Genomic DNA, 22,499 nt, shown 5'->3' with positions numbered 1-22,499 from the left:
GGGCGGGCGGGGGCCGGCCTCCGCCCGTTGCCAGGCACCGCCCGCCGGTCAGCTCCGGCCGTCGATCAGCTCCCCGTACGCCTGGACCAGGTCCGGCAGCCGCAGGGTGGCCAGGTCCTCCCGGCCCGGCGGCTCGCGAAGCAGCGACAGCCGCAGGTCCCGGTAGGCGCAGGACTTCTCGTACAGGGTGCGGATGAACCGGCCGTTGCCCAGCTCGTCGATCCAGCCCTCGCGGACCACGTGGGCGCAGATGCTGGCCAGCTCCTCGGCGGCGTCCTCGTCCCAGCCGTCGCCGTCCCGGCCGGCCAGCGAGGCGCCGATCGCGGTCAGTTCGCCCGGGCGGTAGCTGGGGAAGTCGACCCGGGTGGTGAAGCGGGAGTTGAGGCCGGGGTTGGTGGCGAGCAGCCGGTTCATGCCCTCGGGGTAGCCCGCCAGGATCACCACCAGCCGGTCGCGGTTGTCCTCGGCACGCTTGAGCAGCACCTGGAGTGCCTCGTCGCCGTACGCGTCGCCCTTGGTGTAGCCGGAGTTGGAGAGGCTGTACGCCTCGTCGATGAAGAGCACGCCGTCCAGCGCGGAGTCGATCAGCTCGTTCGCCTTCACGGCGGTCTGGCCGAGGAACTCGCCCACCAGGTCGGCGCGTTGGGCCTCCACCAGGTGGTCGCCGGAGAGCAGCCCGAGGGCGTGGAAGACCCGGCCGAGGATGCGGGCCACGGTGGTCTTCCCGGTGCCCGAGGGGCCGGAGAAGACGAAGTGGCGCTTCGGCGGCTGGACGGGCAGGCCCTGCTCGGCCCGCAGCCGCGACATTCTCAACTGCGCGGACAGCGCCCGCACCTGGCGCTTGACCGGCTCCAGGCCGACCATCAGCGAGAGTTCGGCCAGGGCCGCGTCCAGCTCCCGTTCGTCGCCGGCGGACCGGGGCTCGGGCACGGCGGCGGTCCGGGGCTGTGCCCGGCCGAGGGCGGGCAGCGGCGGGGGCGCGGCGGAGGCCGGCGGCGCGCCCGAGCCGGAGCGTTCCCCGGCGGCCTGGGCGGCGCCGTCGGCCGCGCCGCCGTCCAGCAGGGCGCCGCCGGCGGTCAGGGCGCCGTCCGCCGGGGGCACGTCCACCAGTCCGGCGTCCACCAGCCCGGCGTCCACCGAGGGCCCGCCGCCCGACGGGAAGCCGCCGGACAGGGCGCCGGTCGACACCCCGTCGCCGGAGACGGTCGGCCCGCTCGGCCCGCCCGCGTCCCCGAACTCCTCGCCGTACCCGGGCAACCCGCCGTACCCGGGCAACCCGGTGAACCCGGCCTCGTCCGGGTACTCGGCGTCGAAGCCGGGGGCGTCCGGCAGGGCGGCGTCGGCCGCTCCCGGGCGCCCGCCGGCCGGCAGTCCGTCCGCGATTGCGTCCATGAGTCCGTCCGCGAGCGCGTCCTCGGCCGCGATGGCCGTCAGCCGGGTCGCGGTGTCCATGAACGCCGGGTCCGCCCGGTGCACCGCCCGGTAGAGCGGCAGCGCCGCGGCGCTGCGTCCGGCGCCCTCGTACGCCCGGGCCAGCCAGTACCGCAGTTCCTTGCGCTGGGGCTGTTCGGAGCGGCAGCGGGCCAGCGATACGGCCAGCGGCGCCTGAGCCTGGGCGCACATGTCGAGGCGCACCCGCGCCATGCCGGCGAACAGCCCGGCCTCGATGCCGAGCAGCGGGTCGTCCAGCAGGCGGTCGGTGTCCCTGATCAGCTGCTCCCAGTCCTTGAGCAGGTAGGACCGGCAGGCGTACAGGAAGCGGGCGCAGGGGTCCTCGCCGGGCGCCGGGCACTGTTCCAGCGCCCGGTCCAGCTCGGCCAGGTGGCGGCCGTCCAGCCAGTGCGAGGCGTGCGCCAGCGCGAGGTCGCGGGCGTCCTCCAGCACCGGCTGCACCCACCAGCCCAGCCAGTACCAGGAACTGAGCGGCCGTCGGTGCAGCCGCCGCTGTTCGCCGAACCGCTTCTGGTGGCGGTACATGGCCAGCAGCGCGGCCGAGGTGTCGCTGCGCAGCGCGTGCAGTCCGAGCCAGGCGTCGGCCATGCCCGGGTCCAGCCGGACGGCGGCCCGGAACTCCTCCTCGGCCCGGGTGTACGCACCGGCCGTGTAGGCGTCCATGGCGCGCAGCCAGGCGCGGTCGGCGAGCCGGTCGGGCCCGCCCGCCGTGCTGTCGGAACTGTCCACCGTCGTCACTCACGCCCCCCGCGGTGCGGCCCGGGGCTCGGCCGGCGGGTTGCCTGCGCCTAGCCTGGCCGGTGGTCGTCGACCCCCTTGCGGCGCATCTGCGCCTGCCAGGAATCGTACCGGCGCGGCGCTGATCCGGAAGGGTGCCGAACAGGGTCAAATGCGATCGCACGAGCGGCCGTTGAGCGGCCGGGCGACGAAACGGGCTGCCGGGGAGCGAGTTTCGGAAGGGGACCGGACGGCGTCCCCGGCTCACGGGGGAACAAGCCGGGGGCGCCGGGTCCGAGGCAACCGGAAGCTTTCGTTCCGGCGGCTGAGGAGAACCTAGATCCTGGCGATGTCGCAGGTCAAGGCGGTGGTTGAAGTTTCACCGACGGTGCCCGGGGCGATCCGGCCGGTCACCCCGTCGACCCGCGTCGCGGCGTACGGACGGCTCGGATCGGCGGCGAAATGCGCCGATTCGGCCCGGGCCCAGCCCGCCCAGAACTCGGCCAGTTCCGGACCGTCCCGCTCCTCCCCGCGCCGCCGGGCCGAAGCGGCGTCCAGCTCCATCCAGATCACCCGGGCCAGCCACGGCCGCACCGCCCGCCGGCCCGCGCCGACCCCCTCGACCAGCACCACCGGGGCGGCCGGCACCGCGGCCGTGCCCGCGAAGCGGCGCAGCGTCCAGTCGTACACCCGGTACTCGGCGTCCCGCCCGGCCGCCAGCGGCTCCAGCACCTGCCCGCGCAGCCGTCCGGTCCACCCGAACGGCTCGCGGTGGGTGGCCAGGTCGTCGAGGTGGACCACCGGGGCCCCGCCGAGCGCCGCCGCCAGCCGTCCGGCGAAGGTGGTCTTGCCGGACCCCGCGTGCCCGTCCACCGCGACCAGCCGCACCGGCCCGCAGGAGGGCGGCAGCGCGCGCAGCTCCGCCGCGAGCGCGGCCGGCAGGTCCTCCGGAGCGGGCCGGAGCGGGGGCGGGAAGGGTTCGAATGCAGCCACAACGTCAACCCTACGGTGCCGTAGCCCGCCACTGCGGACAGTTCATCTGTGCAGGTCGTGACGGCAGCGCGGGTTTCGGGCATACTCGCCTTCGCCACGACTGTGAACGGCCGTTCACCGCAACCCGGTGCCGGTCGGTCCGACAAGCCGCACCCCGCCGGGTCAGCCGACACCTCGGTCCGGCGCCCGATCGAGGAGGCGACCACCGCCATGACCCCCTCCCCTGTGAAAGCCGTGGAGCGCCAGCTGCCGAGCGAGGAGGCCCGCGAGCTGCTGAGCCTCACCCGCGACCTGGTCCAGCGCGAGCTCCAGCCGCGTGCGGCGGAGGACGAGGCCGCCGACCGCTTCCCACGCGACGTCTTCCGCACCCTCGGCGACGCCGGCCTGCTCTCCCTCCCGTACGACGAGAAGTACGGCGGCGGCGAACAGCCCTACGAGGTGTACCTGCAGGTGCTGGAGGAGCTCGCGGCCGGCTGGCTGGCCATCGGCCTCGGCGTCAGCGTGCACACCCTCTCCTGCCACGCGCTGGCCACCTTCGGCACCGACGAGCAGCGCGACGCGTGGCTGCCCGCCATGCTCTCCGGCGAGCAGCTCGGCGCCTACTGCCTCTCCGAGCCGCAGTCCGGCTCGGACGCGGCCGCGCTGCGCACCCGCGCCGACCTCGACGGCGAGGCGTACGTGGTGAACGGCACCAAGGCCTGGATCACCCACGGCGGCCAGGCCGACTTCTACAGCGCCCTGGTGCGCACCGGCGTCGACGGCCCCAAGGGCATCAGCTGCCTGCTGGTCCCCGGCACCCAGCAGGGCCTGTCCGCGGCCCCGCCGGAGCACAAGATGGGCATGCGCTCCTCGCCGACCGCGCAGCTGCACTTCGACGGCGCGCGCGTCCCGAGCGAGCGGCTGATCGGCGAGGAGGGGCAGGGCTTCCAGATCGCGCTCGCCGCGCTGGACTCCGGCCGCCTCGGCATCGCCGCCTGCGCGATAGGCGTGGCCCAGGCCGCGCTCGACCTCGCGGTCGACTACGCCCGCACCCGGCGCCAGTTCGGCCGCCCGATCGCCGAGTTCCAGGGCCTGTCCTTCATGCTCGCCGACATGGCCACCCAGATCGAGGCCGGGCGCTCGCTCTACCTGTCCGCCGCCCGGCTGCGGGACGCCGGCCGGCCGTTCTCCAAGGAGGCGGCGATGGCGAAGCTGTTCTGCACCGACGCGGCGATGCGGGTGGCCACCGACGCCGTCCAGGTGCTCGGCGGCTACGGCTACACCCAGGACTTCCCGGCCGAGCGCTACATGCGCGAGGCCAAGGTGCTGCAGATCGTCGAGGGCACCAACCAGATCCAGCGCCTGGTGATCGGGCGCCACCTCACCAAGGGCTGACGCCCGGGGGCCGTCCGGCGGGGGAGCCGCCGGACCGCCCCGATCCCCCCGTACGGCCTCCGGCCGTCACTCCAGGGTGCGGAGTGACGGCCGGAGGCGTTCCCGGCGGAGCGTCAGCTCGCCTTGGCGGTGCGGCCGGTCAGCGCCGGACGACGGCGGCGCTGCTCCGGGATGGCGGCCCGCAGCGCCGCGACGGCCGGGACGGCGGGCGCCACCGGGGCGGCCTCGGGGACCGCGGCGAGCCGTACCGGGCAGTGCGCGACGGCGTGCGAGAACGGCTGGGTGCGCCAGTCCAGCCCGCTCGGAAGCTTGAACAGCGCGTCGAAGCCGGCCGGTTCGGCGTCCTCCTGGGCCTCGACCTCGGCCAGGTCGTCCGTCGGCGTGCCCGAACCCGGGCAGATCGCGGGGGAGAAGGGGTTCCAGGCGGTCGGCAGCAGCGCGTGTTGCGGCAGCCGCTCCTCGTCCGCCACCAGGGCGATCGGGCGGCGGCACTCGGGGCAGTCGACCCGGAAGATGTCCCAGGTCTCCGCCTCGCCGGGGTCGGTGCCCGGCAGGTGGCCGACCGCGAGGTCCTCGCGGTCGGCCATATCGTCGGTCTCGTCGGAGCCCAGCACACGCTGGTCGGTAGCAGGCATGAGGATCCCCCTAGGATCGGGCCCGGCGTGGTCGTCCAGGGCCACAACCAGCACTTCCCTGTGATCCGGACTCATAATCCTGCGGTCCCGTGCACCGTGATGCACCGGGTGTGTCCTTGGCCACACCGGATGCCACATTCGCCCGGCATGTGCCCGCCCGGCACCTGCGAACCCGTCCCGTGCCACCGCGTGCGCCCCCCGTGCTCCCGACCGGGTAGGTTTGCGCACTGTGGAGGATCTCGACCAACGCATCGTCCAGCTGCTCCTCGAGGACGGCCGGATGAGCTACACGGACCTGGGCAAGGCCACCGGCCTGTCCACCTCGGCGGTGCACCAGCGGGTGCGCCGCCTCGAACAGCGCGGGGTGATCCGCGGCTACACCGCGATCATCGACCCCGACTCCGTCGACCTGGCGCTGACCGCGTTCATCTCGGTCAAACCCTTCGACCCGAGCGCCCCGGACGACACCCCCGAGCGGCTGGCCGGCCTGCCCGAGATCGAGGCCTGCCACAGCGTCGCCGGCGACGAGAACTACATCCTCAAGGTCCGCGTCGGCGCCCCCGGCGACCTGGAGGACCTGCTCGCGCGCATCCGCAGCGCCGCCGGCGTCTCCACCCGCACCACCGTCGTCCTGTCCACCCCGTACGAGGCACGCCCCCCGAAGCTCTGACCGCGAACCGGTGGGGTGCAGACTTGGCGGCATGACCGAACGCACCTCCTGGACCGTCCTGCTGCGCGGCGGCGCCGTCTACAGCCCCGCCGACCCCTTCGCCACCGCGATGCTCGTGGAAGGCGGGCACGTCGCCTGGGTCGGCAGCGACGGCGCCGCCGAGGCGTACGCCGCGACCGTCGACGAGATCGTCGAGCTGGACGGCGCCCTGGTCACCCCCGCCTTCGTGGACGCCCACGTGCACGCCACCGCCACCGGCCTGGCGCTCACCGGCCTCGACCTCACCGGCAGCCCCTCGCTGGCCGCCGCCCTGGCCGCCGTCACCGCCTTCGTCGACGCCCGGCCCGAGCCCGGCGGGGTGCTGATCGGCCACGGCTGGGACGAGACCGGCTGGCCCGAGGGCCGCCCGCCCACGCTCGCCGAACTCGACGCCGCCGCCCGTGGCGCCGCGCTCTACCTCTCCCGCACCGACGTGCACTCCGCGCTCGCCACCACCGCGCTGCGCACCCTCACCGAGGGCCTGGCCGGGGCGCCCGGCTTCGACCCCGAGGGCCCGCTCACCAAGGACGCCCACCACGCCGTGCGGCAGACCGCGCTGGCCCGCCTCACCCCCGGGCAGCGCCGCCGGGCCCAGCGCGCCACCCTGGCCCGCGCCGCCGAACTCGGCATCGGCGCCCTGCACGAGTGCGCCGGCCCGGAGATCTCCTCGGAGGCCGACCTGGCCGCCCTGCTGGCCCTGGCCGCCGAGGGTGAGGGGCCCGAAGTCTTCGGCTACTGGGGCGAGTTGGGCGGTGTCGACACCGCCCGCAGGCTCGGTGCGGTGGGCGCCGGAGGCGACCTCTTCGTGGACGGCGCGCTCGGCTCGCACACCGCCTGCCTGCACGCCCCGTACGAGGACGCGGAGCACACCGGCACCGCCTACCTGACCGCCGAGCAGGTCGCCGACCACGTCGCCGCCTGCACCGAGGCCGGGATCCAGGCCGGGTTCCACGCCATCGGCGACGCGGCGGTCACGGCGGTCCTCGACGGCGTCCGGGAGGCCGGCGCCCGGGTCGGCGCCGCCCGGGTCAAGGCCCTGCGCCACCGCGTCGAGCACGCCGAGGCCCTGGACGACAAGGCCGTCGCCGCCTTCGCCGAACTCGGCCTGACCGCCTCCGTCCAGCCCGCCTTCGACGCCGCCTGGGGCGGCCCGGAGGGCATGTACGTCCAGCGCCTGGGCGCCGAGCGGGCGGCCGCCCTCAACCCCTTCGCCGCGCTGCTGCGGGCCGGCGTCCCGCTGGCCTTCGGCTCGGACGCCCCGGTCACCCCGCTCGACCCCTGGGGCACCGTCCGCGCGGCCGCCTTCCACCGGACCCCGGAGCACCGGATCTCGGTCCGCGCGGCCTTCACCGCCCACACCCGCGGCGGCTGGCGCGCGATCGGCCGCGACCAGGACGGCGTGCTCGTCCCCGGTGCCGTCGCCAGCTACGCGATCTGGGCGGCCGGCGAGCTGGTCGTCCAGGCCCCCGACTCCCGGGTGGCGGGCTGGTCCACCGACCCGCGCTCGGGCACCCCCGGGCTGCCCGACCTCACCCCGGGCCACCCGCTGCCCACCTGCCTGCGCACCGTGGTCCGCGGCCGCACGGTGCACCAGCGGTAATCCCCGTGGAACGTCGGGCGGGCACGCCCAAGGGCGTGTCTGACCATTCGCGTCGCGAACCCGGCGGGAATTGTCAGACACGCCCTAGGTTGATCGGCATGACCGAACCGGTGCCCGCCGACTTCACCGTCCCGCGCGAGCTGCTCGCCCCGGAGTTCCGCCTGGAGCCCCTGGGCGAGCGGCACAACGCCTCCGACCACGCCGCCTGGACGAGCAGCATCGACCACATCCGCGCCACCCCCGGCTGGGCCGGCCGCGGCTGGCCGCCCGCCGACGGAATGCCCCCGGAGCGCAACCTCGACGACCTGCGCCGCCACGCCGCCGACTTCGAGGCCCGCACCGGCTTCACCTACACCGTCCTGGAGCCGGACCGCGACGAGGTGATCGGCTGCGTCTACATCTACCCGGACCGCGAGGACCCCTCGGTGGTCTCGGTCAGCTCCTGGGTCCGGGCCGACCGCGCCCACCTGGACGCGCCGCTGCACCGCGCCGTCTCCGACTGGCTCACCGGGCACTGGCCGTTGCGGGATTTCCGCTACGCCCCGCGCTGACCCCGCCGTCACCCTCACCGCACGGGCCACCGACGTTCCGGGGTACCTTCTTCGCACAGCGTCCGAACAGCAAGCCCCAGGAAGATGGTGCGCCGGTGGCCACTCCCGTCACCCAGGAACGGCCCGAGGCCGTACCCGAGCCGCAGGAGCCGGCGCCCCGACCGAGCCGCGGAGCCCGCGCGCTCGCCAGGATCCGCGCCGGGCTCCCGCGCACCGGCCTCGCCGTCCTGGCCGGCCTGCTGCTGGCCCTCGCCTTCCCGCCGTACGACCTGTGGCCGCTGTCGCTGCTCGGGGTCGCCGCGCTCTCGCTGCTGACCCGGGGCCGCACCTTCCGCCAGGGCCTGTGGACCGGCTTCGCGTTCGGCCTGCCGTTCTTCCTGATGCTGCTCAGCTGGCTGCGGGTGGTCGGCTGGGACGCCACGATCGGCCTGTCCGTCGTGGAGGCGCTGTTCCTGGCCCTGCTGGGCGGCGCCCTGGCCGTCACCTCCCGGCTGCCGGGGTGGCCGCTCTGGGCGGCCTGCCTGTGGGTCACCCAGGAGTGGGCCCGCGACCGGCTGCCGCTCGGCGGCTTCCCCTGGGGCCGGCTCGCCTTCGCCAACACCGCCAGCCCGTTCACCCCGCTGGCCGCGCTCGGCGGCGCACCGCTGGTGACCTTCGCGGTCGCCCTCTGCGGCGCCCTGCTGGGCTGGGCCGCGCTGCGGGTGCGCGGGCCCGGCAGGGCCCCGAGGGCGGCCGCGCTGGCGGCGCTCGGCGCGGTGGCCGCGCTGCTGGCCGGCTACCTCGTCCCGGTGCCCACGGCCGCCGACGACACCGTCAAGGTCGCCATCGTCCAGGGCAACGTGCCCAACCCGGGCATGGACTTCCTGGGCCGCCCGATGATGGTCCTCAACAACCACGCCTCGGCCACCGAGCGGCTCGCCGCCGACATCAGGGCCGGCAAGGTCGAGCGCCCCGACATCGTGATCTGGCCGGAGAACTCCTCCGACCTCGACCCGTTCAGCGATCCGCTGGCCCGCCAGCGGATCGACCAGGCGGTCAAGGCGGTCGGGGTGCCGACCCTGGTCGGCACCCTGGTGGACGGCCCGGACGCGCAGCACGTCCAGAACGAGGGCATCGTCTGGGACCCGGTCACCGGCCCCGGCGCCTCCTACACCAAGCAGCACCCCGTCCCGTTCGGCGAGTACGTGCCCTTCCGCGCCCAGCTGATGACGGTGATCACCCGCCTCCAGCGGGTCGCCCGGGACTTCTACCCCGGCGACCACAACGGCGTGATGCAGCTCGGCCCGGCCAGGATCGGCGACGTGATCTGCTTCGAGGTCGCGTACGACGAGATCGTCCGCGACACCGTGGACAGCGGCGCCCGGGTCCTGGTCGTCCAGACCAACAATGCGACCTACGCGAAGACCGGGCAGCCCGAGCAGCAGCTGGCGATGAGCCGGCTGCGGGCCGTCGAGCACGGCCGGGCGGTGCTGATCGCCGCCACCAGCGGCATCAGCGCGGTGATCGCCCCGGACGGCAGCGTCCAGCAGCGCACCGAGGAGCTGACCGCGGCCGAGCTGTCGGCGACCGTCCCGCTGCGCGACGGCACCACCGTCGCCGACCGGGTCGGCGCCGCCCCGGAGTGGACGCTGGCCGTCGGCGGCCTGCTGGCCTGCGGCGCGGCCCTGCTGGCCGGACGGCGCCGGAAGGCGTAGGGCGCGCCACCCGGGCCCGGCCGCCGGAACACCGGCGGCGCGGGAATCGTTGGAGCAGGTGGTGCCGTAGCCGGCCCGGACCTCCCGTGCGGCGCGCAGAGCACCGCTTGGAGTGGATTCGTACCGTGACCCAGCAAGCTACCCCCACCCGTCCGGCCCCGCGCAGCAGGCTCCGCCGGGTGCTGCCGCTGCTGATCACCGCCTGGCTGGTGCTGGAGATCTGGCTGCTGGTCCAGGTCGGCTCCTGGCTGGGCGGCTTCACCGTCGTGCTGCTGCTCGTCGCGGGCGTCCTGATCGGCGGCTCGCTGATCAAGCGGGCCGGGCTGAAGGCGCTGTCGGCGGCGATCGAGCAGAGCAAGAACCCGCAGTCCCAGCAGCCGCAGACCGGCACCAGCATGACCGTGCTGGGCGGCCTGCTGCTGATCGTCCCCGGCTTCCTGTCCGACCTGCTGGCCCTGACCCTGCTCCTCCCGCCCACCCGGGCCCTGTGGCGGGTGCTCGGCCGCCGGGTCGCGGACAAGGCGCTGCGCAGCGCCTCGGTGGCCGGCGCCGACCCGTTCGCGGACGCGATGCGGCTGCAGGAGCAGCTGCGCATCCACCGCCCGGACGGCAAGGTGATCCAGGGCGAGGTCGTGGACCCGGAGGCCGGTCCGCGCGGCCCGCAGGGCCCGGACACCACCTACCGCCCGCCGATCGCCGGCTGACCCGCCCGTTCCGACGGGAGCCCCCGGGGGTACGGAGAACCCGCCCCCGGGGGCTCCTCGCGTGCACGGCACGGCCCGGCGGACGGCTCCGGGAAGGCGGGCGCGGCGCCGGACAACGCGAAAGGGACCCTGGTGACCAGGGTCCCTTTTCGCGTCCTCCCGCTCGGGGCGGGAGAGAGGTGTCAGGCGCTCTTACGGGTGTCTCGCGGGTGCACCGCGAGGTTCATCCCACCGGAGCGGAGCACGGCCAGCCGTTCGGCCAGCACCTCCTCCAACTCCTCGCGCGTCCGGCGCTCCATCAGCATGTCCCAATGGGTGCGCGTCGGCTTGATCTTCTTCTCCTCCGGCTCGTCGCCGTCGAGAAGTGCCGCCTCCTGGCCGCAGAAGCGGCATTCCCAGGTCGCGGGGATCTCCGCCTCGACCGAGAAAGGAACCTCGAAACGGTGTCCGTTCTGACATGCGTACTCGACGGTCTGGCGGGGAGCCAGATCGATACCACGGTCGGTCTCGTAGCTAGTGGCCCCGAGTCGCGTGCCGCGGAGAGCTCGCTCGCTCATGAATCGTGCCTCCCGGGCTTATGGCCCACAGGACTAGTGGTCGCTGTTCTTCGTCGTTCGGTCAACGCTCGGCTTCCGACGAAGATTCCCGTCCCGGGACATGCGTCGTCTTGTAGTGCCGCCCCTGTTTGTACCCACCCGCGCCCGATTTGTCACATCTGGCCGGTGATATCACCCCAGGTGTCACCTATTTCACATCTGGTGATCGAGCGGACTTTCCGTGACGAGCGTACCGGGACGGGATTCGGAGCCGGGCGCCGACCCCTGCCGGGAGCCGAGAACCGGCCGGGGAGGCGGCCCGGGGAGGCGGCCCGGCCCGGCCGTCAGGAGATCGGCCGTGAACGGATCATCGGCTCGCCCTTGGCCAGGTCGACCGGACGGGCCGGATCGGCCGCGGGCACCACCGGCGGGCGGTCCGGGCGCGGCGGCTCGGCGGCGGCCGCCTCGGTGCGGGTGTCCCGGTGCGGCAGCAGGGCGATCACCGCGTCCCGCAGCGCGGCCGGGGCCTCGTCGTCCAGCGGATCGACGGTGGCGGGCACCTGGAGCCGGACCGGGGCGCCGTTGCCGATCCGGGCGTAGCCGCGCCCGATCGGGGCGCGGGCGGCGGGCACGATGTCCAGCGGCGCGCCGAGCGCTTCGCGCCCCTCGTCCGGGCCGGCCGGGCCGAGCACCACGCGGGCCCGGGTGGTGGCGCGGACGGTGGCGGTGATCCGGTCCCGGGCCTCCAGGTCGTCGGCGACCACCACGGTGACCCGGGCGGCCCGGCCGTGGCGCAGCGGGAGCTCCAGGAGGTCCTGCGGGTCGGGGCGGCCCTCGGCCCGGGCGAGCTCGCTCAGCTCGGTCGGGTGGTCCAGCAGCAGCCACAGCGGCCGGGTGACGTCCTCGGGCGGGGCGGTTCCGGCGTGCCGGGCGGCGTTGAGCGCGGCGAGCCTGCGCTCGGTCTCGCCGACGGCCCAGTCCAGGGCGGCCAGCGCGCCGTGCAGGCTGGTCTCCACGGTGTGCACGCCGGGCCGGTTCACCAGGCAGGCGTGCTCGCCGGTGCCCGCACCGTCGACCACCACCAGGTCGGCGTACGGGAGGGCCTGGAGCGCCACCGAGCGCAGCAGGCTGGAGGTGCCGTAGCCGGTGACGCCGAGCACCAGCAGGTGCGGCTCGGCGGAGCGCGGGCCGGTGCGCCAGACCACCGGCGGCTGCTGGACGGTGGTGCCGCCCCGGACGACCGGGATGGTCCGGGCGGTGCCGTCCTCGTCGGTGAAGCCCAGCACGATCTCGCCGGGGGCCGCCACGAAGCGCTGGGCGGCGATGTCGGCGGCCAGCGGGGCGAGGGCGGTGATCCGCAGCCGGTTGGACTCCTCGTCCCAGTCGAAGCGGTACTCGCGGGCCCGGCCGGCCTTGCCCTGGACGACCTGCTCGATCCGGGCCCGGGCGGCCGGCTCGGTGTCGGTGAAGTAGGCGGGGTAGGTCATCTCCAGCCGGGAGAGCCGGCCCTCGCCGTCGAAGTCCCACGCGCTGAAGGCGTTCTTGTGGCTGCCCTCGAAGTGGTACAGCGGGTTGGCGTCCTCGGGTCCGCACAGGTACGGGGTGAGCGCCGAGTAGAGGGCGGCGAGCTTGACGTCGGCGACGTCCGGGGCGGGCGGTGCGGGCGTCGCCCTGGGGGTCCGGCCGGCCCAGGCGGCGCTGGCCATCAGGGTGATCAGGGCGAACAGCAGGCCGTGCGGCAGCAGGTAGACGCCGATCAGCAGGGCGGCGGTCAGGAACAGCGTCGGCCCGCGGCGGTCCTTGGGGGTGGCCTGCCAGCGGGACTTGGCCCAGTCCACGTGGTGGCGCAGGCCGCGGCCGATCACGGAGAGCGGGGCGAACATGTCGGAGGCGTGGTCCCCGGCGGTCCGGGCGATCGTGCGGCCCTTGGTGAGGTGGCGGTGGAGCGGCATTCCTTGACTCCCCGAACGGCGGGACGGGTGGGGTGGCGGGGGTGGGCAACGACGGGGCCCGGGGCGGTGGGATCCGCGCCCGGGCCGGTACGGAGGAGATCTGGACGCGGTCAGAACTTGATGCCGCTGAGCAGGCTGGCGAGGCTCGCGCCGCCCGCGGTGATGCTCGGTGCGATCGAGGAGCCCGCGATGTAGAAGCCGAAGAGGGCGCAGACGATGGCGTGGGAGACCTTTAGTCCGTCCCGGCGGAAGAAGAGAAAGGCGATGGTGCCGAACAGGACGATGCCGGAAATCGAGAGGATCACGTTCCGCTCCTCAGGAAGGGGGACAAGCAGGGGCGTTACAGAAAGTGCACCAATCGTGACAAAAAGTAATAGATGATGGAACGGTGCAAATGGGTGGTTCTGCCGTCCAATACCGTTCCGGTGGCCGGGTGGCGGTATGCGGCCCGGCCGGGGTGGGGCCGGGCGCCGAGGGGATTCGATGTGCCGAGGCATTCCCGGGCGGAGGGCGGGAAGTTTCCGGGGGGTCCGGGAAGTTCGCTCGAATGGCTGCGCAACGCGCGCGGCCGTGTGTCGTGGCGGGCGCGGGCCGTCATCCGGATTCCGGACGCCCGCTGGCCCGTTCCGGCGCCGACCGCTACCGTGCCCTGGGCGCAGCCCCGAGACCGCCCGACGACCCGACCGGAAAGGCCGCCCGCCATGACCGACGCCGCCAGCCAGCAGCCCGCCGACGCCCCCGACGCCGAGGTGACCGCGCTCGCCGGGAAGCTCTTCGACGCCGCCCGGGCCGGGGAGACCGAGACCCTGTCCGCCTACCTGGACGCCGGGGCCCCGGCCGACCTCACCAACGGCCGCGGCGACACCCTGGTGATGCTCGCCGCGTACCACGGCCACGCCGCGACGGTGGCGGAGCTGCTCCGGTACGGCGCCGACCCGAACCTCGCCAACGACCACGGGCAGACCCCGCTGGCCGGGGCCGTCTTCAAGGGCGCCACGGACGTGCTGGACGTCCTGCTGGCCGGCGGCGCCGACCCGCGGGCCGGCGCCCCGAGCGCCGTGGACACCGCCCGGATGTTCGGCAAGGACGACCTGGTCGCCCGGTTCGAGGCCCGCTGAGCGGGGATCGTAGGCTTTTCGACATGAGCACCAGCACCGCCCGGGACACCGGCACCGTCGAGTTCCGCATCACCGGCTACGCCCACCCCGACGCCCAGACCCTGTCGGCCGAGGTGCAGCAGGAGTACGTGCGCCGCTACGGCGACCCGGACGAGACCGTCATGCGCCCCGAGGACTTCGAGGCGCCGGCCGGCCTGTTCATGATCGCCTACCTGGACGGCCGTCCGGTCGCCTGCGGCGGCTGGCGGGCCAAGCAGGCCGGCCCGGACGGCCTGCGCGACGGCGACGCGGAGCTGAAGCGGATGTTCGTGGTCCCCGCGGCCCGCGGCCGCGGCCTGGCCCGCGCGGTGCTGGGCCGCCTGGAGCGGACCGCGATCGAGGCCGGGCGGACCCGCTTCATCCTGGAGACCGGCACCGAGCAGCCCGAGGCCGTCGCGCTGTACCGGTCCGAGGGCTACGACGCGATCCGGAAGTTCGGCATCTACAAGGAGCACGCGCAGAGCATCTGCCTCGGCAAGGAGCTGGCCGCGGCGGTCTGAGCGACCGCTGCGCGGGGAAGGCTCCCGTCGGCCCGAAGGGGGAGACGGATGAGTCACCGAGCACCCGGAGCCGACCGGCTCCCCGACCCGGCCGCGCCCGGCGGGGAGCTGGACCGGCTGGTCGGGGAGGGCGCGCGCACCGTCGGGGCGGGAGCCGTCTGGGCCGTCGGCGACGCCGGCGGCACACTCGGCGGCGGCAGCCACGGTGTGCTCGGGCAGGGGCCGTACGCGCGGCTGCGGCCCGGGCCCGACACGCTGTACGACCTCGCCAGCCTCACCAAGGTCGTCGCACTCTGGCCCTGCGCGGGGGTGCTGCGGCAATCCGGGCGGCTCCCGCTGGACGAGCCGCTCGGCCGCTGGTGGCCGCCGGCCGCCGGACACCCCGCCGGCGAGGTGACGGTCCGTCAACTCCTCGCCCACACCGCGGGGATGCTCCCGTACACCCGCTTCGAGCAGCTCTACGGACGCGACCCCGCGGCGATCCGGGCCGGAGTGCTCGCCGCCCCGCTGCACCGCCCGCCGGGCACGGCCGTCGAGTACACCGACCGCGCCGCCGTCCTGCTCGCCCACCTGGTCGAGGACCTCGGCGGCGCGCCGCTGGACGAGCTCGCCGCGCGCTGGGTCTGGGGGCCGCTCGGCATGACCGACACCCGGTACGGCCCGCTCGGCGGCGCGCTCGCCGCCCGCACCGCGCCCACCGAGTACGAGGAGGGCGCCGGCACCCACCTGTGCGGCGTCGTCCACGACCCCTCCGCCCGGCTGCTCGGCGGGGTCTCCGGCAACGCCGGGGCCTTCTCCACCGCCCGCGACCTCGCCCGCTTCCTCACCGCGCTGCTCGCCCCGCCGCCCGGGGCGCCCTGGGGCGAGCCGTGGATAGACGAATCGCTGCGCGAGCACACCGGCGGCCTCGCCCCCGCCCGCGGCCTGTCCTGGCTGCACGCTCCCGGCACCGACCCGGCCGAGGGCACCTTCGTCCACTACGGCTTCACCGGCACCGGCTTCTGGGTCTCCCGCAGGCTCGGCCGCTGGGCCCTGCTGCTCACCAACAAGGTGCACTACGACCGGGGGATCCAGCAGCTCACCGACCTGCGCAACGCCTTCCGGCGGGCCGTGTTCGGGCAGGCGTCCCCACCGGCACTCATTCGGGTGGATTAGGAGCCGACCGGCTTTCCCGGGGCCGCGATCACGGCAGAGTGGCCGCGAGGACGGGAACCCGGCGGAGGAGGCGCGATGACGGACACCTGGGCACTCTCGGAGGAGGAGTGGCTCGCCGGGATGGTGCGCGCCTACGTCGGCTGCAGCGTCCTGCTCACCGACGGGGCGGGCCGGGTCCTGCTGCTGAAAGCCAGCTACCGCGACCAGTGGCAGTTCCCCGGCGGCGGGATGGACCGGGAGGAGGGGCCCGCCGAGTGCGCGGCCCGCGAACTGTACGAGGAGACCGGGCTGTTGGCCGGGCCGCTGCGGCTGCTCGTCGTGGAGTGGCGCGACTCGATCCCCGACCAGGGCGAACACGCCCACCCCGCCGTGCAGTTCATGTTCGACGGCGGGACGGTCGCGGACGGCACGGCGGTCCGGGCGCAGGCCGAGGAGGTCGCCGACCACGGCTGGGTCACCCCGGCCCGGGCCGCCGTCCTGCTGCAGCCCGGTGCGGCGCGCCGGCTCACCGCGGCCCTGGAGGCCCGGCGGACCGGCGCCGCCGCACTGCTGCACTCGGACGGGTACGTGGGGTGACGGGCGGTCAGAGCAGCGTGCTCCAGTAGGACCAGAACCGGTTGAGGACCAGCAGCGCGATCACCGCCGCCCACAGCACCGGCAGCGCCCAGTGGTAGCGCGCCGCCTCCCGGACGACCACCCCCGCCCGCGGGCCCGCCGGGATCACGCCCGTGCGCAGGTTGTGCAGCGTCGTGTACCAGAACAGCACCACCACCGTGGCCCACACCACCATGCAGTACGGGCACAGCGCGCCGATGTCGTACAGCGCCTGGTAGATCAGCCAGTGCGCGAACACCACGCCCAGCGCGGTGCCCGCGTTCAGGCCCAGCCAGAACCAGCGCCGGTACCCGGCACCGGCGAGCAGCCCCGCGCCGATCGCCGTCAGCGCGCCGAAGGCGGCCAGCCCGAGCAGCGGGTTCGGGAAGCCGAAGACCTCCGCCTGCTCGGTGCGCATCACCGAACCGCAGCTGATGATCGGGTTGATGTTGCAGCTGGGGACGTAGGAGGGGTTCTCCAGGATGCGGAGCTTGTCGAAGGTCAGGACGGCCGAGGCGGCCAGCCCGACCAGGCCGCCCAGGAACAGCAGCAGGGCGTAGGCCCGGCTCGCGCCGATCGGGGCCCGGGCGGCGGCGGAGTCGGAAGCGGAGCGGGACGGGTGCACGGTGGTAGCGGCGGTCATGACAGCACACTCCGGTGGCTGGCTGGGAGGAGCCGGCCCGGCCGGGAGTTCGGCCGGGCCGGGTGGTGCCGTACGGTGCGGGGGTGCGCGGGGGCGGAGGCGCGGCCTACTGGAGGCCGGCGGCCTGCTTCACCTGCGCGGTGAACTGCTCCGGCGGGACCACGGCGTTGCCGGCGAACAGGGTGATCTGCTTGCCGTCCACCTTGACGGTCGGCGTGCCGGTCACCCCGCTGCCGTTGAACGCGTCGGAGACCTTGGCCGCCCACGGGGCATAGGTCTTGTCGGTCACCGCCTTCACGAAGGCGTCCGTCTTCAGCCCGGGCACCTGGCCGGCCAGGTCCAGGATGTGGTCGACGTCGCCGAAGCCGTCCTCGCGCTCGTCCGGCTGGTTGGCGTACAGCACGTCGTGGAACGCCTTGAACTGGTCCACGCCCTCGTTCAGCGCGGCGCCGGCCGCGGCCAGCGCGGTGCGCGAGCCCTTGCCGCCGAGGTTCTTGTCCAGGAACGCCGCCAGGTGGAACTCCACCTTGATCCGGCCGTCCTCGGTGAGCTTCTTGACGGTCTCGCCGTTGGCCACCTCGAAGTGCTTGCAGACCGGGCAGCGGAAGTCCTCGTAGATCTCCATGGTGTGCGGGGCGTCGGCCTTGCCGTAGGTGATCACCGTGCCGTTCGGGCCGGAGGCGTTGGCGGGGGTGACCAGCGGGGCCGACGCGGCGGCGGAGGACTTGTCGTTCTTGTCCGAGGCCGAGTTGATCGCGACGGCGACACCGCCCGCGAGGGCCAGCACGACGACCGCGGAGACCGTCACGACGATCCGCTGACGGCGCTTGGCGGCCTGCTGCTCGCGGCGCTGCGCCTCCTGGATCCGCTCACGGGCACTGATGCGCTTGGCCTGCTGCTTGCTGGGGGCCTGAGCCATGGGGAAGTCAACTCCTGTACGCGGCGCGCGGGTGCGCGCGGGGAGCCGCACCGGGTGCGGCGGGGTCGGTGAACGCGGGAGTCGTGCGCACTGCCTGCGGGCGTACCGGGGCCGTCCGGCCGGGTACGGGGGTGATCAGATCGGGACGGTGATCAGCAGGCAGGCGCGAAGGCGGGCGGGCCGCGCCGGGGCGCCGGGCTCAGCACCACGTCCTCGCGGCGCGGCCGGGCACGGTCCGACACCGGCAGCGGCACCCGCAGCACCGGACGCACCGGCGCGGGGAGCAGCAGGACGACCAGAGCGCGCAGCGGGCCGGCCAGCGACTCGCGCAGCGCGCACAGCGCCCGGGCCAGGCCGGACAGGGCGGCGTCGCCCATCCGCAGCCAGGCCGAGGCGGCGAGGGCGATTACCACGTGCACCAGCAGGAGCAGCAGCTGGGTCGCGGCGGGGGCCAACTGCCCGGCGTGGCCCAGCGGGCCGCTCAGCAGCGAGCCGTCCACCGACCCGCCGCCGCAGACCAGCAGGTTCACCCCGCGGGCGGGCACCTGACCGGCCAGCACCGGCGAACAGCCGGCCTGGCCCAGGTTGAACGTGGTGTTGAGCAGCAGCTCGACCGGCACCATCACGCCGGAGATGTGCAGCATCCGCCGTTCCCCGCCGGCCAGGACGGCCGCGACCAGGAAGACGACGGCACCGGCCGAGGCCACCAGCGACAGCGGCAGCGGGCGGCCCGTGATGACGACCTGGCCCAACGCGGCCATCGGCACGGCGAGCGCGGTGAACACCGCGGCCCGCAGGGCCCTGGTCGCACGGGAGGAGGTCGTCACGCTCCGGAGTATGTCATGGCGCTCGCATCCGGCACGAGGGCCCGTAGGTCCCTGGTCCGGCTGACGCGCGATCAGTAGCCTGCGGGGTTCGACAGCGGGCTCGACGGCGGGCCGGGCCGCCCGCGGGGTCGCCCGCCCGGCTGCCGCGCGGTCGACAGCGGCCCGACGCGGATTAGCCTGGAAGGCGTTCCCGCTGACCCGACGAGGGGGCGAGCGTCCATGGCGAGACCCGACACCACGGTGGGGCAGGTGCTGCTGGCCCGCCTGGAGGCGCAGGCGGCAGTGCTGGCCGGCCTGGACGACGCCGTCCGGGCGGACGAGCCGGACGCCGTGCACCGGATGCGGGTCGCCTGCCGGCGGCTGCGCAGCGCCCTGCAGACTTTCCGGCGGCTGGTCGCCCCCGGAGCGACCGACGAACTGGTCTCGGAGCTGCGCTGGCTCGGCGGCGTCCTGGGCAGGGCGCGGGACCGCGAGGTGCTGGCCGCACGGCTGGCCGCCGAGGCCCGCGAGCTGCCCGCCGGGTGCGGCCCGCAGCGGGTCGCCGCAGCGCTGGACCGGTGGGGCGAGGCCGAGTACCGCGCCATCTGGCCCGAGGTGGTCGCCGCCCTGGACAGCCCCCGCCGCCGGGCGCTCGGCGAGGCTCTCGCCGGCTTCCTCGCGGACCCGCCGCTGCGCCGGCGTGCCGCCCGCAGCGCCGTCCCGGAGCTCTCCCGCATCGCCGCCCGCGAGCAGCGGCGTACGGCCGGGCGGGTCGGGGCGGCCCTTGCCGCCGCCCCCGACGAGCGGACCCGCGCGCTCCACGAGGCCCGCAAGGCGGCCAAGCGCGCCCGCTACGCCGGCGAGGCCGCCGCCCCGGCGGCCGGCGCCCGGGCCGAGCGCTACGCGAAGCGGATGAAGGCCGTCCAGGAGGTGCTGGGCGAGCACCAGGACGCCGTGGTGGCCGCGACCGCCCTCGCGACCCACGCGGTCACCGGTGGCGAGCCGTTCGGGTACGGCGCCCTGTACGGGCGTCAGCTGGCGTCGGCCGAGGCCGCCCGGCGGCGGCTGCCGGACGTCTGGCGGCGGGCGGGCGAGCGGAAGCTGGCCCGGTTCGGGTAGGGCGTGTCCCGCGGATCTCCGCTCGCCGCCGGGTGCGCGAAGAGTCGCGGCCACCCCCGGGGCGGCGGCTACCCCGGGGCGGCGGCGGTCCGGGGCCGGTCCCCGCCGGCCGCCGCGAAGGCGTGCCGGGTGGGGCTGTCGGGCGGGGCGAGGAAGGCGAAGAGGTGGCGGCCGTCCTCGGGGAGGGGCAGGACGGTGTAGTCGAGGACGGTGGCGGCGAGGGCCGGGTGGCGGACGTGGAGGCGGCCGGGGCGGGGCGGGGCGGCGCGGTGGCGGTCCCAGAGCTCGGCGAAGACGGGGCTGTCGGCCGACAGCCGGTGGACCAGGGCGAGCAGGGCGCGGTCGCGGGGACGGTCGGCGTGCTGGGCGCGCAGTGAGGCGACCAGGTCGGCGCCGATCGAGCCCTCGGCGGCCGTGTTGCCCTGCGAGCGGTCCCGGTACGGGCAGCAGAACACCTGCCAGAGCAGGTTCCGTTCACGGGCCGGCCGTCGTTCCGGCCCGGCCAGCAGCAGGGCGGCGGGCCGGTTCCAGGCCAGCAGGTCGAAGGTGGGGCCGGTGACGAAGGCGGGCGCGGCGTCCAGGGTGTCCAGCAGGGCGAGGGTGGTCGCGGGGAGCGCCGGGGCTTCGGCGGGCGGCGGGGCCGGGCGGTGCGGGCGGGCGGCCAGCCGGTGCAGGTAGCCGCGCTCGGGGGCGGTCAGTTGCAGGGCCTCGGCGAGGCCGTCGAGGACCGGGCCGGTCGGCACCCGCTGGCGGCCCTGTTCCAGGCGGGCGTAGTAGTCGGCCGAGATCCCGGCGCGGGCGGCGACCTCCTCGCGGCGCAGTCCGGGGGTACGGCGGCGTCCGGAGGCGGGCAGGCCGGCGTCGGCGGGCGCGAGTCGGGCGCGGCGGGCGCGGAGGAAGGCGCCCAGCGGGGTCTCGGGCATGCGCGTCAGGCTGCCACAGCTCGCCCGGGACAGCCAGGACCTGGCTGTCCCAGGAAGCCGGTTCCCGGGGAGCGCCCGGCCGCTGGTGGGCCGGCGGGTACGGCGGCAGGCTCGCCGCATGGGACTTCTCGACGACAAGGTCACGATCGTCACCGGCGCCGGGCGGGGCATCGGCGCGGCCGCCGCCCGGCTGTTCGCCCGGGAGGGCGCGCTGCTGGTGCTCGCCGCCCGCTCCGGCACCGAGGTGGAGGAGCTGGCCACCGAGTTGCGTGCCACCGGGGCCGAGGCGGTGGCGGTCGCCGCCGATCTGACCACGGCCGCCGGTGCGCAGCGGACGGTGGACACCGCGCTGGAGGCCTTCGGCCGGCTGGACGCGGCCTTCGACAACGCGGGCAACGGCCTGCCGCCGGCCCCGCTCACCGAGCGTTCGGAGGCGGAGTGGGACGACACCCACGCGCTCAACCTGCGCGGCACCTGGCTCTGCCTGCGGGCCCAGCTGCGGGCGATGACGGAGGCCGGGCGCGGCGGCGCGGTGGTGCTCAACTCCGGTGTGGGGGCGCTGGTCGGGGGCTTCGGCGACGGCGCCCAGCAGGCCGCCAAGCACGGCCTGAGCGGTCTGGTGAAGGCGGCCACCGCCGATCACGCCCGGCACGGCATCAGGGTCAACGCCGTCGCGCCAGGGGTGGTGCGCACGCCGGGCACCGAGCCGTTCTTCGGGTCCGGGCCGGAGTTCGCCGCGCTGGTGGAGCGCTCCACGCCGCTGGGCCGGCCGGGTACGGACGAGGAGGTGGCGCAGGCGGCCGCCTGGCTGCTGAGCGACCGGGCCTCGTACGTCGCGGGTGTGACGCTGCCGGTGGACGGCGGGATCACGGCCACCCGGCGGTTCGACTGACCGGGCCGCGCGAGCGCGGTTGAGCGGGCGAGGCCATCGATGGGGGCGGGCTACCGGGGGTCGAGCCCCGCCGAGCGGGCCGCCTCGCGCAGCAGGTCCCGGAGCATCGGGGTGGTCAGCCGGCCGGTGTTCGTGTTGCGCGGGCTCACGTGGTAGCAGCCGTACATCCGCAGGTCCGGGCCGCCGTCGCGGGCCGGGAAGACGGCCAGGGCGGCGTGGCCGAAGGCGGGGCGGGGGCGGGGGACCCGCCAGCCGGCGTCCGCGATCACCGGCAGCATCGCCTGCCAGGCGAAGCCGCCGAGGGCGACGACGGTGCGCACGGTGGGGCGCATCAGCTCCAGCTCCCGGGTGATCCAGGGCCGGCAGGTGTCGCGTTCGGCGGTGCTGGGCCTGTTGTCCGGCGGGGCGCAGCGGACCGGGTCGGTGATCCGGACGCCGGACAGCTCCAGGCCGTCGCCGTGGCGGACGGACTCGGGGCGGTTGGCGAACCCGAGCTCGTACAGGGCGGCGTAGAGCAAGTCGCCGGAGGGATCGCCGGTGAAGATCCGGCCGGTGCGGTTGGCGCCGTGGGCGGCGGGGGCGAGGCCGACCAGGACGAGCGGGGCGTCCGGCGGCCCGAAGCCCGGGACGGGGCGGGCCCAGTAGTCCCAGTCCCGGTAGGCGCGGCGCTTGGTCCGGGCGGTCTCCTCGCGCCACTGGACCAGGCGCGGGCAGGCCCGGCAGCCGGTGACGACGCGGTCCAGCGCGGCGAGTCCGCCGGCCCGGACGGCCGCCCCGGCGGGATGGCGGGGGTCGTCGGGATCGAAGGCGGGGTCGTCGGCGGGCGAGGAGGACGCGGCCACGGTCGGCATGGCCAGGATCCTAGGGCGTGGGA

23 protein-coding genes are annotated in these 22,499 nt (G+C 75.4%); 12 read left to right on the top strand and 11 right to left on the bottom strand.

The features are described 5' to 3' along the window. Window positions 1–48: 48 nt before the first annotated feature. Together ACFVUY_RS28040 and ACFVUY_RS28035 are read right to left on the bottom strand one after the other, a co-directional pair. Window positions 49–2,115, bottom strand: a complete 2,067-nt coding sequence (locus tag ACFVUY_RS28040) for an AAA family ATPase (protein ID WP_387688752.1) — start codon at window positions 2,113–2,115, stop codon at window positions 49–51. A gap of 390 nt (window positions 2,116–2,505) precedes the next feature. Then, entirely contained in the window at window positions 2,506–3,162 is a 657-nt protein-coding gene (locus ACFVUY_RS28035) for a uridine kinase (RefSeq protein ID WP_387734431.1), read from the bottom strand. A 210-nt stretch (window positions 3,163–3,372) separates the two neighbouring features. On the opposite strand from ACFVUY_RS28035, the gene ACFVUY_RS28030 reads away from it, so the two are divergent. Further along, window positions 3,373–4,536 carry an acyl-CoA dehydrogenase family protein gene (locus ACFVUY_RS28030; RefSeq protein WP_387734428.1) on the top strand — a complete coding sequence of 388 codons (1,164 nt, stop codon included), beginning with the start codon at window positions 3,373–3,375 and terminating at the stop codon, window positions 4,534–4,536. A gap of 113 nt (window positions 4,537–4,649) precedes the next feature. Here the strand turns inward: ACFVUY_RS28030 and ACFVUY_RS28025 are convergent, their stop codons facing one another. Continuing rightward, window positions 4,650–5,171: a hypothetical protein gene (locus ACFVUY_RS28025; RefSeq protein ID WP_387688403.1), complete on the bottom strand. Its 522-nt coding sequence runs from the start codon at window positions 5,169–5,171 to the stop codon at window positions 4,650–4,652. A 229-nt stretch (window positions 5,172–5,400) separates the two neighbouring features. Here ACFVUY_RS28025 and ACFVUY_RS28020 point away from each other — a divergent pair, with 229 nt between their 5' ends. The 5 genes from ACFVUY_RS28020 to fxsA all read left to right on the top strand — a co-directional run bounded on the left by ACFVUY_RS28020 (window position 5,401) and on the right by fxsA (window position 10,429). Beyond that, a complete protein-coding gene (locus ACFVUY_RS28020) occupies window positions 5,401–5,841 on the top strand; it encodes an Lrp/AsnC family transcriptional regulator (protein WP_030243361.1) in 441 nt (146 codons plus the stop codon). A gap of 31 nt (window positions 5,842–5,872) precedes the next feature. Next, window positions 5,873–7,480: an amidohydrolase gene (locus ACFVUY_RS28015; RefSeq protein ID WP_387734426.1), complete on the top strand. Its 1,608-nt coding sequence runs from the start codon at window positions 5,873–5,875 to the stop codon at window positions 7,478–7,480. A 98-nt stretch (window positions 7,481–7,578) separates the two neighbouring features. Then, window positions 7,579–8,031, top strand: coding sequence for an N-acetyltransferase (locus ACFVUY_RS28010; RefSeq protein WP_387734423.1), 453 nt, complete (start codon window positions 7,579–7,581; stop codon window positions 8,029–8,031). A 95-nt stretch (window positions 8,032–8,126) separates the two neighbouring features. Next, entirely contained in the window at window positions 8,127–9,725 is a 1,599-nt protein-coding gene (lnt, locus tag ACFVUY_RS28005; protein ID WP_387734421.1) for an apolipoprotein N-acyltransferase, read from the top strand. A 125-nt stretch (window positions 9,726–9,850) separates the two neighbouring features. Beyond that, the gene (fxsA, locus tag ACFVUY_RS28000) at window positions 9,851–10,429 is read left to right on the top strand and encodes an FxsA family membrane protein (RefSeq protein ID WP_387734418.1); all 579 of its coding nucleotides are present in this window, start codon (window positions 9,851–9,853) and stop codon (window positions 10,427–10,429) included. 182 nt (window positions 10,430–10,611) lie between these two features. On the opposite strand, the gene ACFVUY_RS27995 is transcribed toward fxsA, so the two are convergent. The 3 genes from ACFVUY_RS27995 to ACFVUY_RS27985 form a co-directional block, all read right to left on the bottom strand. After that, window positions 10,612–10,986 carry an RNA polymerase-binding protein RbpA gene (locus ACFVUY_RS27995; protein ID WP_049655293.1) on the bottom strand — a complete coding sequence of 125 codons (375 nt, stop codon included), beginning with the start codon at window positions 10,984–10,986 and terminating at the stop codon, window positions 10,612–10,614. Window positions 10,987–11,309: 323 nt separating this feature from the next. Continuing rightward, complete coding sequence (locus tag ACFVUY_RS27990; protein WP_387688392.1) at window positions 11,310–12,917, bottom strand: hypothetical protein; 1,608 nt, start codon at window positions 12,915–12,917, stop codon at window positions 11,310–11,312. A gap of 110 nt (window positions 12,918–13,027) precedes the next feature. Then, window positions 13,028–13,222, bottom strand: coding sequence for a hypothetical protein (locus tag ACFVUY_RS27985; protein ID WP_359827363.1), 195 nt, complete (start codon window positions 13,220–13,222; stop codon window positions 13,028–13,030). A 396-nt stretch (window positions 13,223–13,618) separates the two neighbouring features. Here ACFVUY_RS27985 and ACFVUY_RS27980 point away from each other — a divergent pair, with 396 nt between their 5' ends. From ACFVUY_RS27980 to ACFVUY_RS27965, 4 genes are all read left to right on the top strand, one after another. Continuing rightward, window positions 13,619–14,035, top strand: coding sequence for an ankyrin repeat domain-containing protein (locus tag ACFVUY_RS27980; protein WP_387734415.1), 417 nt, complete (start codon window positions 13,619–13,621; stop codon window positions 14,033–14,035). A 23-nt stretch (window positions 14,036–14,058) separates the two neighbouring features. Continuing rightward, on the top strand, window positions 14,059–14,574 hold the full coding sequence (locus tag ACFVUY_RS27975) for a GNAT family N-acetyltransferase (protein ID WP_387734413.1): 516 nt from the start codon (window positions 14,059–14,061) through the stop codon (window positions 14,572–14,574). Between the two features lie 48 nt (window positions 14,575–14,622). After that, window positions 14,623–15,729 (top strand): serine hydrolase domain-containing protein, encoded by a 1,107-nt coding sequence (locus ACFVUY_RS27970; RefSeq protein ID WP_387734410.1) that lies wholly within the window; start codon window positions 14,623–14,625, stop codon window positions 15,727–15,729. A 75-nt stretch (window positions 15,730–15,804) separates the two neighbouring features. Further along, window positions 15,805–16,305: an NUDIX domain-containing protein gene (locus tag ACFVUY_RS27965; protein WP_387734408.1), complete on the top strand. Its 501-nt coding sequence runs from the start codon at window positions 15,805–15,807 to the stop codon at window positions 16,303–16,305. 7 nt (window positions 16,306–16,312) lie between these two features. Here ACFVUY_RS27965 and ACFVUY_RS27960 read toward each other — a convergent pair whose 3' ends face one another. The 3 genes from ACFVUY_RS27960 to ACFVUY_RS27950 all read right to left on the bottom strand — a co-directional run bounded on the left by ACFVUY_RS27960 (window position 16,313) and on the right by ACFVUY_RS27950 (window position 18,712). Continuing rightward, window positions 16,313–16,966, bottom strand: a complete 654-nt coding sequence (locus ACFVUY_RS27960) for a vitamin K epoxide reductase family protein (RefSeq protein ID WP_387734406.1) — start codon at window positions 16,964–16,966, stop codon at window positions 16,313–16,315. 106 nt (window positions 16,967–17,072) lie between these two features. Continuing rightward, on the bottom strand, window positions 17,073–17,885 hold the full coding sequence (locus ACFVUY_RS27955; protein WP_387734403.1) for a thioredoxin domain-containing protein: 813 nt from the start codon (window positions 17,883–17,885) through the stop codon (window positions 17,073–17,075). 152 nt (window positions 17,886–18,037) lie between these two features. Further along, a complete protein-coding gene (locus ACFVUY_RS27950; protein ID WP_387734400.1) occupies window positions 18,038–18,712 on the bottom strand; it encodes a hypothetical protein in 675 nt (224 codons plus the stop codon). A 219-nt stretch (window positions 18,713–18,931) separates the two neighbouring features. Between ACFVUY_RS27950 and ACFVUY_RS27945 the strand changes: the two genes are divergently transcribed. Further along, complete coding sequence (locus tag ACFVUY_RS27945; protein ID WP_387734397.1) at window positions 18,932–19,810, top strand: CHAD domain-containing protein; 879 nt, start codon at window positions 18,932–18,934, stop codon at window positions 19,808–19,810. Window positions 19,811–19,878: 68 nt separating this feature from the next. On the opposite strand, the gene ACFVUY_RS27940 is transcribed toward ACFVUY_RS27945, so the two are convergent. Next, a complete protein-coding gene (locus ACFVUY_RS27940) occupies window positions 19,879–20,733 on the bottom strand; it encodes a helix-turn-helix domain-containing protein (RefSeq protein ID WP_387688375.1) in 855 nt (284 codons plus the stop codon). Between the two features lie 118 nt (window positions 20,734–20,851). On the opposite strand from ACFVUY_RS27940, the gene ACFVUY_RS27935 reads away from it, so the two are divergent. Further along, entirely contained in the window at window positions 20,852–21,625 is a 774-nt protein-coding gene (locus ACFVUY_RS27935) for an SDR family NAD(P)-dependent oxidoreductase (protein ID WP_387734394.1), read from the top strand. A 50-nt stretch (window positions 21,626–21,675) separates the two neighbouring features. Here the strand turns inward: ACFVUY_RS27935 and ACFVUY_RS27930 are convergent, their stop codons facing one another. Further along, on the bottom strand, window positions 21,676–22,476 hold the full coding sequence (locus tag ACFVUY_RS27930; RefSeq protein WP_387734392.1) for a uracil-DNA glycosylase: 801 nt from the start codon (window positions 22,474–22,476) through the stop codon (window positions 21,676–21,678). Window positions 22,477–22,499: the final 23 nt, after the last annotated feature.

Origin of the sequence: Kitasatospora sp. NPDC058063 (assembly GCF_042885395.1) — a bacterium.
GTDB classification, from domain to species: Bacteria; Actinomycetota; Actinomycetes; order Streptomycetales; family Streptomycetaceae; genus Kitasatospora; species Kitasatospora lactacystinica.
This window is presented reverse-complemented; position numbering and strand designations above follow the sequence as displayed.

Bases quoted from the DNA above. Each gene is read 5' to 3' on its own strand.
- ACFVUY_RS27935 (WP_387734394.1), top strand. From the start codon at position 20,852: ATGGGACTTCTCGACGACAAGGTCACGATCGTCACCGGCGCCGGGCGG.
- ACFVUY_RS27930 (WP_387734392.1), bottom strand. From the start codon at position 22,476: ATGCCGACCGTGGCCGCGTCCTCCTCGCCCGCCGACGACCCCGCCTTC.
- ACFVUY_RS27960 (WP_387734406.1), bottom strand. From the start codon at position 16,966: ATGACCGCCGCTACCACCGTGCACCCGTCCCGCTCCGCTTCCGACTCC.
- ACFVUY_RS27940 (WP_387688375.1), bottom strand. From the start codon at position 20,733: ATGCCCGAGACCCCGCTGGGCGCCTTCCTCCGCGCCCGCCGCGCCCGA.
- ACFVUY_RS28025 (WP_387688403.1), bottom strand. From the start codon at position 5,171: ATGCCTGCTACCGACCAGCGTGTGCTGGGCTCCGACGAGACCGACGAT.
- ACFVUY_RS28030 (WP_387734428.1), top strand. From the start codon at position 3,373: ATGACCCCCTCCCCTGTGAAAGCCGTGGAGCGCCAGCTGCCGAGCGAG.
- ACFVUY_RS28040 (WP_387688752.1), bottom strand. From the start codon at position 2,115: ATGGACGCCTACACGGCCGGTGCGTACACCCGGGCCGAGGAGGAGTTC.
- ACFVUY_RS27955 (WP_387734403.1), bottom strand. From the start codon at position 17,885: ATGGCTCAGGCCCCCAGCAAGCAGCAGGCCAAGCGCATCAGTGCCCGT.
- ACFVUY_RS28010 (WP_387734423.1), top strand. From the start codon at position 7,579: ATGACCGAACCGGTGCCCGCCGACTTCACCGTCCCGCGCGAGCTGCTC.
- ACFVUY_RS28015 (WP_387734426.1), top strand. From the start codon at position 5,873: ATGACCGAACGCACCTCCTGGACCGTCCTGCTGCGCGGCGGCGCCGTC.
- ACFVUY_RS27980 (WP_387734415.1), top strand. From the start codon at position 13,619: ATGACCGACGCCGCCAGCCAGCAGCCCGCCGACGCCCCCGACGCCGAG.
- ACFVUY_RS27970 (WP_387734410.1), top strand. From the start codon at position 14,623: ATGAGTCACCGAGCACCCGGAGCCGACCGGCTCCCCGACCCGGCCGCG.
- ACFVUY_RS27975 (WP_387734413.1), top strand. From the start codon at position 14,059: ATGAGCACCAGCACCGCCCGGGACACCGGCACCGTCGAGTTCCGCATC.
- ACFVUY_RS27965 (WP_387734408.1), top strand. From the start codon at position 15,805: ATGACGGACACCTGGGCACTCTCGGAGGAGGAGTGGCTCGCCGGGATG.
- ACFVUY_RS27945 (WP_387734397.1), top strand. From the start codon at position 18,932: ATGGCGAGACCCGACACCACGGTGGGGCAGGTGCTGCTGGCCCGCCTG.
- ACFVUY_RS27995 (WP_049655293.1), bottom strand. From the start codon at position 10,986: ATGAGCGAGCGAGCTCTCCGCGGCACGCGACTCGGGGCCACTAGCTAC.
- ACFVUY_RS27990 (WP_387688392.1), bottom strand. From the start codon at position 12,917: ATGCCGCTCCACCGCCACCTCACCAAGGGCCGCACGATCGCCCGGACC.